Source organism: Kribbella sp. NPDC051137 (assembly GCF_040682535.1).
GTDB lineage: Bacteria > Actinomycetota > Actinomycetes > Propionibacteriales > Kribbellaceae > Kribbella > Kribbella karoonensis.
Genome location: NZ_JBFBBI010000003.1, coordinates 1 through 12,226 on the forward strand (window position 1 = coordinate 1; position 12,226 = coordinate 12,226).

The 12,226-nt window shown below is 69.1% G+C and carries 13 protein-coding genes and 1 tRNA gene; 7 read left to right on the forward strand and 7 right to left on the reverse strand.

From position 1 onward, the window contains the following. Positions 1-98: 98 nt before the first annotated feature. A tRNA-Ser gene (locus AB0M51_RS14900) sits at positions 99-187 on the reverse strand. Positions 188-439: 252 nt separating this feature from the next. On the opposite strand from AB0M51_RS14900, the gene AB0M51_RS14905 reads away from it, so the two are divergent. From AB0M51_RS14905 to AB0M51_RS14915, 3 genes are all read left to right on the forward strand, one after another. Continuing rightward, on the forward strand, positions 440-1,711 hold the full coding sequence (locus tag AB0M51_RS14905) for an MFS transporter (protein ID WP_363749478.1): 1,272 nt from the start codon (positions 440-442) through the stop codon (positions 1,709-1,711). A 42-nt stretch (positions 1,712-1,753) separates the two neighbouring features. After that, entirely contained in the window at positions 1,754-2,971 is a 1,218-nt protein-coding gene (locus tag AB0M51_RS14910) for an MFS transporter (RefSeq protein ID WP_344188941.1), read from the forward strand. A 245-nt stretch (positions 2,972-3,216) separates the two neighbouring features. Beyond that, positions 3,217-3,816: a gamma carbonic anhydrase family protein gene (locus AB0M51_RS14915; protein WP_344188940.1), complete on the forward strand. Its 600-nt coding sequence runs from the start codon at positions 3,217-3,219 to the stop codon at positions 3,814-3,816. Here the strand turns inward: AB0M51_RS14915 and AB0M51_RS14920 are convergent. The 5 genes from AB0M51_RS14920 to AB0M51_RS14940 form a co-directional block, all read right to left on the reverse strand. Beyond that, positions 3,788-4,759, reverse strand: a complete 972-nt coding sequence (locus AB0M51_RS14920; RefSeq protein WP_344188939.1) for a sucrase ferredoxin — start codon at positions 4,757-4,759, stop codon at positions 3,788-3,790. The two genes, AB0M51_RS14915 and AB0M51_RS14920, sit on opposite strands and share 29 nt — an antisense overlap. Further along, on the reverse strand, positions 4,756-6,003 hold the full coding sequence (locus AB0M51_RS14925; protein ID WP_344188938.1) for a cupin domain-containing protein: 1,248 nt from the start codon (positions 6,001-6,003) through the stop codon (positions 4,756-4,758). Before AB0M51_RS14925 ends, AB0M51_RS14920 begins: the two co-directional genes overlap by 4 nt. Further along, positions 6,000-6,515: a hypothetical protein gene (locus AB0M51_RS14930; RefSeq protein WP_344188937.1), complete on the reverse strand. Its 516-nt coding sequence runs from the start codon at positions 6,513-6,515 to the stop codon at positions 6,000-6,002. The genes AB0M51_RS14925 and AB0M51_RS14930 overlap by 4 nt, the downstream gene beginning before the upstream one ends. A gap of 124 nt (positions 6,516-6,639) precedes the next feature. Beyond that, on the reverse strand, positions 6,640-7,668 hold the full coding sequence (gene cobC / locus AB0M51_RS14935) for an Rv2231c family pyridoxal phosphate-dependent protein CobC (RefSeq protein ID WP_344188936.1): 1,029 nt from the start codon (positions 7,666-7,668) through the stop codon (positions 6,640-6,642). A 55-nt stretch (positions 7,669-7,723) separates the two neighbouring features. Further along, positions 7,724-8,515 carry a carbon-nitrogen hydrolase family protein gene (locus AB0M51_RS14940; RefSeq protein ID WP_344188935.1) on the reverse strand — a complete coding sequence of 264 codons (792 nt, stop codon included), beginning with the start codon at positions 8,513-8,515 and terminating at the stop codon, positions 7,724-7,726. A 97-nt stretch (positions 8,516-8,612) separates the two neighbouring features. On the opposite strand from AB0M51_RS14940, the gene AB0M51_RS14945 reads away from it, so the two are divergent. Genes AB0M51_RS14945 through AB0M51_RS14955 form a run of 3 tightly spaced genes read left to right on the forward strand, consistent with a single transcriptional unit; the run spans position 8,613 to position 11,013 of the window. Beyond that, on the forward strand, positions 8,613-9,134 hold the full coding sequence (locus tag AB0M51_RS14945; protein WP_363749847.1) for an NTP transferase domain-containing protein: 522 nt from the start codon (positions 8,613-8,615) through the stop codon (positions 9,132-9,134). A 33-nt stretch (positions 9,135-9,167) separates the two neighbouring features. Then, positions 9,168-10,025: an aminoglycoside phosphotransferase family protein gene (locus AB0M51_RS14950; RefSeq protein WP_344188933.1), complete on the forward strand. Its 858-nt coding sequence runs from the start codon at positions 9,168-9,170 to the stop codon at positions 10,023-10,025. 10 nt (positions 10,026-10,035) lie between these two features. After that, entirely contained in the window at positions 10,036-11,013 is a 978-nt protein-coding gene (locus tag AB0M51_RS14955; RefSeq protein ID WP_344188932.1) for an NAD(P)H-quinone oxidoreductase, read from the forward strand. A gap of 114 nt (positions 11,014-11,127) precedes the next feature. On the opposite strand, the gene AB0M51_RS14960 is transcribed toward AB0M51_RS14955, so the two are convergent. Next, the gene (locus AB0M51_RS14960; RefSeq protein WP_344188931.1) at positions 11,128-11,547 is read right to left on the reverse strand and encodes a VOC family protein; all 420 of its coding nucleotides are present in this window, start codon (positions 11,545-11,547) and stop codon (positions 11,128-11,130) included. 73 nt (positions 11,548-11,620) lie between these two features. Between AB0M51_RS14960 and AB0M51_RS14965 the strand changes: the two genes are divergently transcribed. Further along, on the forward strand, positions 11,621-12,193 hold the full coding sequence (locus AB0M51_RS14965) for a TetR family transcriptional regulator (protein ID WP_344188930.1): 573 nt from the start codon (positions 11,621-11,623) through the stop codon (positions 12,191-12,193). Positions 12,194-12,226: the final 33 nt, after the last annotated feature.

Sequence of the window (12,226 nt, forward strand, 5' to 3'; positions counted from 1 at the left end):
AACCCACCGGCAGACCACCCGGCCCCGTCCCCAAAAAGAACAGGTGAACCCACGAATCGTGGGTTCACCTGTCGCCGATGTCTTGAGACATCACACAGCGGAGGGCGTGGGATTCGAACCCACGATGACGGTCACCCGCCATACCGGTTTTCAAGACCAGCGCACTCGGCCACTATGCGAGCCCTCCTGGCGGAATCCGCCGAAGGTCGAGGATAGCGCAGGGAGCGTGGGCAGAATCGGAGTGCGGGGGCGGGGTGCGGCCGGTACGGTGTGCGGAGCGGCGGGTCGTCGCGGGTACGGACGGAGGTGGGAGCAATGTCTACGTCGTTCGAGGACATGGCACACACCGTCCGGTCGGTGCGCTGACGCGGCTGACCGGGCGGACCGCCGGCTGGAGAAGCCGGTGTCCCGTCGTTCCGTCATGCCCTCAGGAGTTCAGATGCGTTCCCTTGGCGCGTACGTCGTTCCGGCCGAGCTCGGAGCCGACTTCCGCAAGATCTTCCCGGCCGCGATCATCTCGAACCTCGGCGACGGCGCCATGCTCGCCGCCGGGCCGTTGCTGGTCGCCTCGATCACCACCCAGCCGGCGGCCGTCGGAGCCGCCGCGTTCGTCCAGCAGTTGCCGTGGCTGCTGTTCGCCCTGTTCAGCGGCGTCCTGGTCGACCGGCTCGATCGGCGCCTGATGATCGTTGCCGCTGGCACCTTTCGCGCACTGGTGCTGGCCGCGCTCGGTGCCTCCGTACTGTTCCACACCGCACCGCTGTGGGCGGTCTATGCTGCCCTGTTCCTTCTAGGCACCGCGGAAACGCTTGCAGACAACGCATCCGGCGCACTGCTCGTCAGCGCCGTACCGAAGGAGCATCTCGGCCAGGCCAACGCACGACTGTTCGCCAGCGGCACCGTGCTTCAGCAGCTCGGCGGCCCGCCGCTCGGTGCGTTGCTGTTCGCTGCCGGCGCCGGCATCCCGCTCGTCTTCGACGCGGTCACCTTCGCGGCGGCCGCGGCCCTTGTAGCGCGTGTCGCCGTGCGGCCGCCGCTGCCCGACCCTGCGACCCGTTCGGCGCTCTGGGGCGAAGTACGTGAAGGTGTCCGCTGGCTCTGGCAGCACTCCGGCGTACGGACGTTGGCCTTGTCGATTCTGGTCATGAACATCACGTTCTGTGCCGGCTTCGCGACCTGGGTGTTGTTCGCCCGCGAGCGGCTCGGGCTGACCGACACCCAGTTCGGTCTGCTCGTGTCGGTCGGTGCGGTGGGCGGGGTGCTCGGCATGCCGACGTACCACTTCCTGGAGCCGCGGGTCGGCTCGGTGACGTTGCTGCGCGTCGGGCTGGTCATCGAGACGGCCGTCCATCTCATCCTGGCGCTCACCAGGAACCCGTGGGTGGCCGGCGCGACTATGGCGGTGTTCGGCGTCCACGCGGTGGTGTGGGGCATTGTGTCGACCACTACGCGTCAGCTGGCCACACCGGATCAGCTGATGGGCAGGGTCAACAGCGTGTACCTCCTCGCGTCGGTGGGCGGTGCTGCGGTCGGCTCCGCGCTGGGCGGCGTACTGGCGCAACGCTTCGGTCTGGCTGCACCGTTCGCGATCGCCTTCGGGGCGATGGTGGTGACGACACTGGTGGCGTGGCGTCCGTTGCGGCACGTCGCAGCACGACGGTACCCGCTACGGAGTGAAATCGGCTGGATGGGCCCGCCGAACGCTTGCTAGTGTTCGCCAGCCGCCGAGATGACCCGATGGGAGCGCTTCGCCATGCCCGCAGCCGCGTCACTCGGCCTCCCGAACGTCCGTGGCCGGGTACCGCTGCTGGCCGGGCTGGCGATCGACTCGTTCGGCGGCGGCTGCGCCGGTCCGCTGCTGCTCCTGTACTTCAACAAGGTCGCGGACATCCCGCTCGGCACGGCCGGCGTGATGCTGACCGTCGCGACGCTGTTCTCGATCGCGGCACCGGCCGCGGTCGGGGTGATCATCGACCGGATCGGACCGCGGAACATCGTGGTCGGCGCGCAGTTCGCCCAGGGGCTGGCCTTCACCGGCTTCTTCCTGGGACGGTCGATCTGGCTGCTGTTCCTGTGCTCACTGGTGATGTCCACCGGGCAGCGGGTGTTCTGGTCGGCGATCTTCAGCCTGCTCGCGGACGTCGCCGACGAGGGCGAGCGCGACAAGTGGTTCGGGCTGGGCGGGATGATGCAGGCCGGCGGTGTGGCCATCGGCGCTCTGGCCGCGGGCTGGCTGCTGGCGATCGGCGGCAACGGGCCGTTCCTGATCGCGATGGCCGTGAACGCGCTGAGCTTCTACCTGGCCGGTCTGCTGCTCCTACGCCTGCACCCGTCGCACCACGAGCGCACCAGGCAGGACAGCGGCCCTGCGCCACTGCTGCGGAAAGACCGGACGTTCCTGGTGCTGATCGGCGCCAACACCTTGCTGGCGCTCTGCACGATGATGCTCGGCGTCGGCCTGCCGGTGTATGTCACGGAAGCGCTCACGGTGCCGAAGTGGCTGGTCGGCGTACTGATCGCGGCGACGGCCGTCGTACTGGCGACCGGCCAGACGCTCGTAGTACGCCACACCGAGCAGCGACGCCGTACGAACGTCATGGTGGTTGCCGGGATCACGTACGCCGCCTGGGCTTTGCTGATGGCGCTGCAGGTGCACATCCCGGGCGGGTGGGTCGTGCCGGTGCTGGTGCTGGCCACGGCCTGTTTCGCATTCGCCGACGTACTGCATGCGGCGACCAACAACGCGCTGTCGGCTGCTATCTCGCCGGCGGTCGGGCGCGGAAAGTACCTGTCGTACTGGCAGTACTCGTTCACGTTCTCGAGCGTGCTGGCGCCGGGATTCTTCGCGCAGCTCTTCGAGGTGCACCACGAGCTGCCCTGGGTGGTGCTGGCGGGGCTGGCGCTGCTGGCGAGCCTGACGATCTACGTGCTCGCCCGGGTCGCTCCGCGGCTCAGCGCCGAGCGGATCTGAGCGGCGTTTCCTGACCTGTCAGGATGCGTTGCAATCACTCGAACATCTGTTCTAATGTTGGCTCAGTTCGCGGTTCTCCACCCCGGATTGTCCGACGGACCGAGCCTCCCACCTCGACGTGGACGGCCCGGAGGACACCGCCGCCCGGGTTGTGAGGACCCGGGCAGTGGAGAGTCCGCACGCAGATCGGGTACAGCTGGAGGAGGTCAGGCTAGGAGAGGACACCGACAGATGTTGATGGTCAGATGTTGATGGAACACCGCGGCCGCCGACCGGTCGTGCCTGCCTCCGCGTACGTCGCCCCATCGGCCGTGCTCTGCGGCGCCGTCATCCTCGGCGAGGGCAGCAGAGTCCTGCACGGTGCGGTGCTGACGGCGGAGAACGGCGAGGTCCGGCTCGGCGAGAACAGTGTGGTGATGGAGAACGCCCTGGTGCGCGGCCGGGCGGATCATCCCGCAGTGATCGGCGACGCGGTTCTGGTAGGTCCCCATGCACACGTCAACGGCGCCACGGTCGAGGACGAGGTCTTCATCGCCACGGGCGCCGCGTTGTTCCCCGGTTCCGTCGCCGGCGCAGGCGCGGAGCTTCGGATCAACAGCGTGCTGCATGTGAACTCGCGGCTGGCAGCAGGCACGGTCCTCCCGATCGGATGGATCGCGGCCGGCGATCCGGCACAGCTCTTCTCCCCGGACCGGCACGAGGAGCTGTGGCAGGTCCAACGCGAGCTGGACTTCCCGGGCACGGTGTACGGCGTGCCCCGCGGTACGCCGATGCGCGAGCTGATGGCCCGCCAGTCGGAGTACTACGGCGCGCACGTCACGGACCGCGCAGTGGATCCGGGCTGAGCTGGTCGAGCTCGAACCGGCGGACCTGCGCAGGAGAGGAACCTGCACAGGTCAGACGGGCCTCGACGGTGTCGAGGTGAGCCGAGACCTCGACGGCCAACGGGCCGTTGGTGGATGCGAGGAGGATCCGCCAGCGGTTCACGGAGAGCTGCTCGATCCTCCGCGGGAGAAGGTTGCCAAGAGCAAGCGAGTGACCGGCGGTCCGGGCGAAGTGCTGCGCGGCCTGTACGGGCGGGACGAACGCGCCTGATCCACGGAGGAGATCGGGTACGACGACACTCCGGTCGTACTGTGTCGCGAGCTCGACGGCGCGCGCCGGTGGGACCTGCCCGTAGAACAGGCTGTGCGGCAGCAGGACCACGTTCGCCGCGAACCGGTCGCCTCCGATGTGACTGCACTCCCAGGTCCGCTCCGGGTACACCGCTGCTAGCGCCGCCGCGACCGGCCGACCCCACACGGCACAGCAGGCGTCGTGGCGACCGTGGGTACAGACGAGGTACACCGGCTCGGCGCTATGCGTGCCTGGATCCTTGCCGTCCAGAACATCCAGCAGGTGTTCGTCCGACGGCAGGTCGCCCCACCGCACGCTCTCCCGGCCCGGACGGCAGTCGACCAGTCCCCACCGGCGCCGGCGGGCCGGATCCACGCGTCCGGATCGGCGTATCAGCACGGGCCGGATCCCCAGCTCCGCACACCGCCGCGACACCACGTGTCCAGTTGAGCGCTCCGAGAGTGCGGCCACGGCTCGGCCGGGCAAGGGTGTGCGGGACGCCATGGGGGTTTGCGAGCGCGACCCGCCGTGGAGTGCGGTCAGCGCCTGGCGGGGCCAGGGGGTGCGGGACTCGATGAGGAGCCAGCGTTCGGCGGGTGGAGCGGTGGCGATCAGCGGCTCCCGGCGGAGGATTGCCTGGGCGGCGCAGCCGGTCTCCGGGCGGTACTTCATCGGTGGTCGGTGACAAGAACAGCTTCGGTGAGGAGACGACGTACGAGCACCAACTGGTCTGATTCGTCCAGCGCAGGCAGCTCGCCGACCTTGCAGTCGGCGCCGGAGATCAGTTGCCCAACGGCGGCCGCCGTGCTCGGCGGGAACGTGATCGTCCGGTCCGGGAGCTGCAGTACGAGCGGGTCACCAGGCACCAGACGGCAGCGGAGGCCCGCGCGCAGGCGGACCGTCGTACCGACGGCGAGCGACGCGATCGCCGCGGCGTGGGCGAGAGGCGCAAGCGGTGCGGGGCGGTTGCTGGACCAGGTGCGGCGACGCAGGCGCTCGGACAGGGCCTCGGGCGTCTCGGACTGGAGTTGCTGCGTGAAGAGGTCGATCACCTCGGGCAGTACCTGTGCCAGCTGGTCCGGATCACCAGGGTCGAAGCCGAGCGGCAACGCAGTCCGCAGCGATGCCTCGTTCGCGGCCAGCGCGGCCAGCTCTTGGACCAATAGGTAGCGCGTCATGGTGTGCAGGCCCACCGTCAGGTGCGCGCTGACACCACCGAGTGCCTTGGCCGAGTGCAGGAACCCACGCGGTACGTAGAGCGCGTCACCGGGTCGCAGTACCTCGTCAACCACGGGAGCGGTGTCGCGGGCGGCCCTCTCGACAGCACGCGCGTGGTCGGTCCACGGCTGGTTTCGGAGCGGGTCGACATACACGGGCTCGTGCACGGTCCAGTGTTTCTCGCCCGCGACCTGAAGGACGAACACGTCGTGGACGTCGTAGTGCGCGGAGAAACCCTGCGACTCGGGCGGGGTGATGTACGCGTTGATCTGGACCGGATGGCCGGTGTCGGCGGCCAACTGCGTGGAGAAGTCGACGAGCGCCGGCCACGTGCGGTGCAGCGCCTGGAGTACGACGGTGTGCCCGCCCGCGAACAGCGCGGCCACCTTGTCGTCGCGGACCTGGTCGGCGATCTCTGCTCCAGCACCGGCCGATCCGGTGAACTGGTTGTCGCCGACAACCGATCCGTTCTTCGCAATGCGCAGGAACGGGGTACGCAGCCCCCGGCGGGACAGCAGTTCGTCGACCGCGTCGAGGCTGAACAGGTCGTCGTACGGCGCGGGGAGGTCCGGACCGCGGGACAGCAGCGCGCGGGAACCCCAGTGGGAGTTGGCGAACTCGTCGAGGTCGCCTGCTACACAGCGCCGGAGTGCCGGGCGCTCATCCCGCAACGACCCGGCCTCCGGCACCGTACTCACCAGCTTCCGGAGTTCCCGCCGGCGCCGCCGTCCGCGCCACCGTCGGCACCGTTGTCCGAGCCACCAGACCCCGAACCTTCGCCGTCTCCACCACCAGAACCTTCACCGTAGCCACCGCCGCCACCGGATCCGGAGTCGCCGCCGGCCCCGCCATCGGCACCGCCGTCCTGACCGCCCTGCGAAGCGCCACCGTCAGCAGGACCTTCGCCGGCCCCACCAGAACCTTCACCGTATCCGCCGCCACCGCCGGAACCGGAGTCACCGCCGCCGTAGCCGCCCGCGCCACCGTCGGCGCCGCCGTCCTGACCGCCCTGCGAGGCTCCACCGTCAGCAGGTCCCTCGCCGGGACCGCCCTCGGACGAGCCGCCGTAGCCGCCGCCCTGCTCGGCCGACTCGCCGGACGAGCCTTGGCCGTACCCGCCCTCCGACCGTTCGCCTTCGTTCGAGCCGCCGTACTCGCCTTGGTTCTCGCCCCCGGAGGAGGTGTTCATGTCATCGTCGTTGAGACCCATTGTGCTGCTCCCTTCGCGAACGGCCAGAAAGTTGCCCGGTGAAACCGAACGGGCACCTGGCCATCTTGTGCGCAAAGTGGACCTCAGCTAAACCCCCCGCCGCGTTACAGCGCCAACTCGATTGTCACCGCAGCAGATCCGACAGCACCTTCACAAATCCGTCGGTGACATCCTCCGGCCGTACGGCGATCCGCAACCAGTCCGGCCCCAGCCCCGGGAACGTGTCACCCCGCCGGACCGCAAAACCCTGTGTACGCAGGGATTCCCGCACTTCGGCAGCATCCGGAACTTGCACCAGCACGAACGGCGCCCGCGGTACGCCGTACATCGAAACGCCGGGAACCGTACCGAGACTGTCAACCAAATGGACACGTTGCCGTTCGATGTCGAGCGCCGCCTGAGCCGCCTCGGCAACCGAACGCTCGTTGCTGCAGGCAATCGCCGCCGCGAGCGCAGGAGTGGACACCGGCCAGTGCGGTTGTACAGCCGCCAACTGCTCGATCAGGCTCGCGTGCGCGAGCACGTACCCGATCCGCAGCCCGGCCAGACCCCATGTCTTCGTCAGGCTCCGGACCACCACCAGCCCCGGGATCGACGCACCGGCGAGCGACTCGGGCTCACCGGGTACGGCGTCCATGAACGCCTCGTCGACGACCAGGATCCGGTCCGGCCGCGCGAGCTCGCGCAGATCGTCGGCGCGATGCAGTACCGAGGTCGGGTTGGTCGGGTTGCCGACAACGACCAGATCGGCATCACGCGGTACGGCAGCCGGATCCAGGACGAACCCGTCCTCCGGCCGCAGGAGCACCCGGTCGACCAGGTGCCCGGCCGAACGAAGCGCCGCCTCCGGCTCGGTGAACTGCGGATGGACCACCACCGGATGCCGCGGCCGGAACGCCCGCGCGATCAGGACGAACGCCTCCGCCGCTCCGGCGGTCAGCAGTACCCGATCGGATGCGACCTCGTGCCGCCCGGCGACCGCGGCGACCGCTGCGGCAGGTCGTGGGTACGCCGCCAGGTCGGCCAGGCTCGCGGTGATCGCGGACAGCAGCCACGGCGGCGGAGTGCCCGCGCGGACGTTGACGGCGAGGTCGACGAGCCCCTCGCCGACCTCGAGATCGCCGTGATGTTCCAGATCAAACCCATCCAGCACGCTCAGGAGGTTAACGCGTCAGCGGGTTTTCCGGACCAGGCGGTCCGCTCACTGGTCAGCGGGGCGTGACCGAGTACCGGCGGTTCTGCAGGGACGGGTTGCGCTTCCGTACGTCGGCCAGCCGCTCGGCGGTGATCTCGGCGTACGCGATGCCGTCCGACTCGCCCGCGGAGGCCAGCGCGACGCCTTGCGGGTCTACGACCTGGCTGAGGCCGCAGTACTTCTTGCCGTTCTGTGCGGCTGCGGCGACGTAGCAGGTGTTCTCCACAGCGCGTGCCGTGAGCAGGGTGGTCCAGTGGTGTTCCTTCAGCGGTCCACGGACCCAGGCGGCTGGGACGACCAGTACCTCGGCGCCTGCGTCGACCAGCGCGCGTGACAGCTCCGGGAACCGTAGGTCGTAGCAGGTCATCAGCCCGAGCTGGTGATCCCCGACCTGGATCACCACCGGCGCTACGTCGCCAGCCGTGAGCTGATCGGACTCCTTGTACCCGAAGGCGTCGTACAGATGGATCTTGCGGTAGGCGCCCAGCAGGACGCCGTCGGCGCCTACGGCAAGCAGGGTGTTGTACGGGCGGTGCTGGTCGCAGCTGAGCTCGAACATGCCGGCCACGATCGCCACGTTGTGTTCGACGGCCGCCTTCCGGAGCGTTGCGACGAACTCCCCGTCCAGGGACTCGGCGGCGTCCGCGACCGAGTCTCCTTCGACGGCGAAGTCGGACATCATCGCTTCCGGCAGTACGACGAGATCCGGCCGACTCTGCGCGGCCTCCGCGACCAGGCGGGTGACCAGGTCCCGGTTGGCGACCTTGTCGTAGCTGCTGGCGGTCTGCACCACGGCGATCCTCATCTCTCCATGGTGCCGCACAACGCACGGCCAGATGCGCCGAGCACGCGAGGAGCTGTTCCACAGGGAGTAGCGTGCCGGGGTGGACTTTGATGCGGTGGTGTTGGCCGGGGGTGGGTCTACGCGGTTCGGCGGAGTGGACAAAGCGATGCTCGTGCTGGACGGGGTGTCGTTGCTGGACCGGGTGCTGACGGCCACGACAGCGGCAACTTCGACCGTGGTGGTGGGGCCCGTGCGTACTGCGTGCCGGCCCGTCCAGTGGACTCTCGAGAACCCGCCGTCCGGCGGACCCGTGGCGGGCTTGGCCGCGGGGCTGGCGTACGGCGTGGCGCCGGTCGTCGTGGTGGTCAGCTGCGACCTGCCGTGGATCACCGCGGCCGACGTGCAGAACCTGGTGGACGGACTCGGCGAGCACGACGGGTTCGGCCTCCGCGACACCTCGGGCCAGGAGCAGCAGCTCGCCGCGGCCTACCGCCGTACCGCCCTGGCCGCTGCCGTCGCCCAGGTAGGCGACCCGCGCGACAAGTCGGTACGCCGTACTCTCGCCGCCCTCGACGTCGCCTGGACCGAGCCGACCCGCGCCGGCGACGACGTCGACACCTGGGCAGACCTCGACGACTGAAACCCGCTGGACGGCACCCATAGGTTCGACGGCATGGATGTCGCGCGACTGGTCGAGGACGCACTCCACGTCAAGGCCGGCACAGCAACGGAACGCACCGGCGGCCAGCTGAGCACCGTGTACGAGGTGCAGACCGCGGACGCCCCGGTCATCGTGAAGGTCTACGCGCCCGAGTGGCGCTGGAAGCAGGCCAAAGAAGTCCACGTCTACGGGATGCTCGAGCCCGAGGTCGGCGGGCAGATCCCGAAAGTCCTGCACGTCGGCGACGGCGTCACGATCCTCAGCAAGCTCGACGGCGTACCGCTCTCGCAGGCAGAACCGGCCGATTGGCGTACGACGTACGCACAGCTCGGCGAGCTGCTCCGGAAGATCCACCGCATCGGGCAACCGGAGTACGGCTACCTGACCGACCGGATCCTCGACCCGGTGCCGGACAACGACCAGTACATGCGCCGCCAGTTCACGAAGAAGCTGCACGAATTCGAGGAGCTGGGCGGCGACCCGCACCTGCACACGAAGATCGCCGAGCACGTCGAGCGCCACCAGCACCTGTTCGCGGACAACCAGGCCGCCGTGCTCTGCCACAACGACTTCCACGAAGGCAACATCCTCGTCGACCCGACGACCTGGCGGATCAACGGCTTCATCGACGTCGAGAACGCGATCGCCGCCGACCCGCTGGTCGACCTGGCGAAGACGATCCAGTACTCGGCCCACGACAACGCCGCCAAGCTCGCGGGGCTGACAGACGGGTACGGCGCCGTGCCACAGGACCGGGTCGACCTCTACCGGCTGTACCACTCGCTCGAGCTCTGGGACTGGTTCAAGTCGACAGGCGAAACCACTTACCTGGACAGCATCGCCCAGGACATGGAGAAGCTCGTCAAGTAGGTTGAACATCATGCGAGCTGTCGTGGTTGATGGTGCCGGTGGAATCGACGTGCTCGGGATCGGCGAGATCCCGGATCCGGAACCGGCTGTCGACGAGGTCGTCATCGACGTCGTCGCGGCCGGCGTGAACCGTGCGGATCTGCTGCAGCGCCAGGGCTTCTACCCGCCGCCACCCGGGGCCCCCGGCACGATCGGGCTGGAGGTGTCCGGCCGGATCGCCGCGGTCGGCGCCGAGGTCGAGGGCTGGTCGGTCGGTGACGAGTGCTGCGCGCTGCTGGCCGGCGGCGGGTACGCCGAGAAGGTCGCCGTACCGGCGCCGCAGGTGATGCCGGTGCCGGACGGGCTCGACCTGGTCAGCGCGGCCGCGCTGCCGGAGGTCGTGGCGACCGTCTGGTCCAACGTGTTCATGACCGCGCATCTGAAGGCCGGCGAGACGCTGCTCGTGCACGGCGGCTCGTCGGGGATCGGGACGATGGCGATCCAGCTCGGCGTGGCGCACGGCGCGCGGGTGCTGACCACAGTCGGGACCACGGAGAAGATGGAGTTCTGCACCCGGCTCGGCGCGGACGTCGCGATCAACTACAAGGAAGCCGAGTGGGCGTCCGTGGTCGACGAGGCCACCAAGGGCGCGGGCGCCGACGTGATCCTCGACATCATGGGCGCGAAGTACCTCACCGACAACGTGAAGACGCTCGCGTACGACGGGCGGTTGGTGGTGATCGGGATGCAGGGCGGCGCCAAGGGTGAGCTGGACCTCGGCCGGCTGCTCAGCAAGCGCGGCTCGGTGATCGCGACCGGACTCCGGTTCCGCTCGGTCGAGGACAAGGGCCGGATCATCTCCGAGGTGGTCGGCCACGTCTGGCCGCTGATAGCGGAGAAGAAGGTCCGCCCGATCGTGCACTCCACGTTCCCGCTCGCCGAGGTCGCCAAGGCGCACGAGACGCTGGAGCAGTCCACCCAGCTCGGCAAGGTTCTCCTCACCGTCTGAGGCGGACCCCCAACACTCACCAACGCCGGGCGGCGCGGTCGTCTCAGGCTCAGCGAGCCGCCGTCCGCGCCGCTCAGACGGACTTGGTGAGTGCCGGAGGTCCGCAACGGCGGATCATGGGGCCGTGGGTAGGTTGGCCGCGACCCAATCCGGGTCGGGTTCGACCAGCTGGATGACGTCGATCCAGGTGCCGGCCGGGTCGCGGACGAAGAAGTGCCGCTGGCCGAAGGGCTCCGTCACCGGTTCGCCTTCCAGCCGCACGCCGCCTTCGCGGAGCGCGTTCGCGACCTTGTCCGCGTCGTCCACGACGAAGCCGAACACCGTGCCGGTCTCGGTCAGCGCCGACACCGCGGCCGGGATCGTCGGGTGCCCGCGCTCCATGATCGCGAGCTCCCAGTCGGCCGCACCACGGCGCACCGTGATGAACCAGCCGAGGTCGATCCCGAGCTGCAGGTCGAGGTACTGCGTGTAGAACGCGGCGACGTCCGCGGGCCGGTCGGTGACCACGGTCGCGCCGAATGCTGCGGGTTGCATACGCTCTCCTAAGTACTACAGCTGTTGTTGTTGTGTACGACAGTTGTAGTGGATCACCTGCTATCCTGTCAACATGCCCCGGAACCCGGAACGCCGTACCCAGCTCGCCGACGCCGGTCTCGACGTACTCGCCACCCAAGGCGCCCGCGGCCTGACCCACCGCGCCGTCGACGCGGCCGCCGGACTCCCGGCCGGTACGGCGTCCAACTACTTCAAGTCCCGCGACGCCTTGCTCGGCGCCCTCGGCGAGCGGATCTTCGAACGCCTCGCCCCCGACGAGGCCGTCCTCGAACCACTGGCGGAGCGCGAGCCGGGTCTCGACCTCGCGATCGACTACGTGCACTACATCGTCGAGCGCCTGCTCGCCCGCCCCGACCTCACGCTCGCCCTGTTCGAGCTGCGCCTCGAAGCGGCCCGCCGGCCCGGCCTGCACGAGATCCTGTCCCGCACGCTTAGGCAGGGTTTCGACGCGGACGTCGCCTTCAACGCTCACGCCGGCCTGCCGGGCGGCGCGGAGGAGATCCGGCTGCTGCACTTCGCGATCGACGGCCTGATGCTCGACCAGCTGACGCCGGGCACCGGCCGCCCGTACGACGTGGACGCGATCACCGAGCGCCTGGTCCGCCGCCTGCACCGCGAGGATTGACGGCAGGCATACCCGGTATGCATACTCGGTATC

What these genes read in the sequence shown, in the direction of transcription:
- AB0M51_RS14955 (WP_344188932.1), top strand. Translation starts at nt 10,036, where the DNA reads ATGCGAGCTGTCGTGGTTGATGGTGCCGGTGGAATCGACGTGCTCGGG.
- AB0M51_RS14915 (WP_344188940.1), top strand. Translation starts at nt 3,217, where the DNA reads ATGTTGATGGAACACCGCGGCCGCCGACCGGTCGTGCCTGCCTCCGCG.
- AB0M51_RS14920 (WP_344188939.1), bottom strand. Translation starts at nt 4,759, where the DNA reads ATGAAGTACCGCCCGGAGACCGGCTGCGCCGCCCAGGCAATCCTCCGC.
- AB0M51_RS14965 (WP_344188930.1), top strand. Translation starts at nt 11,621, where the DNA reads ATGCCCCGGAACCCGGAACGCCGTACCCAGCTCGCCGACGCCGGTCTC.
- AB0M51_RS14930 (WP_344188937.1), bottom strand. Translation starts at nt 6,515, where the DNA reads ATGGGTCTCAACGACGATGACATGAACACCTCCTCCGGGGGCGAGAAC.
- AB0M51_RS14905 (WP_363749478.1), top strand. Translation starts at nt 440, where the DNA reads ATGCGTTCCCTTGGCGCGTACGTCGTTCCGGCCGAGCTCGGAGCCGAC.
- AB0M51_RS14950 (WP_344188933.1), top strand. Translation starts at nt 9,168, where the DNA reads ATGGATGTCGCGCGACTGGTCGAGGACGCACTCCACGTCAAGGCCGGC.
- AB0M51_RS14960 (WP_344188931.1), bottom strand. Translation starts at nt 11,547, where the DNA reads ATGCAACCCGCAGCATTCGGCGCGACCGTGGTCACCGACCGGCCCGCG.
- AB0M51_RS14910 (WP_344188941.1), top strand. Translation starts at nt 1,754, where the DNA reads ATGCCCGCAGCCGCGTCACTCGGCCTCCCGAACGTCCGTGGCCGGGTA.
- AB0M51_RS14940 (WP_344188935.1), bottom strand. Translation starts at nt 8,515, where the DNA reads ATGAGGATCGCCGTGGTGCAGACCGCCAGCAGCTACGACAAGGTCGCC.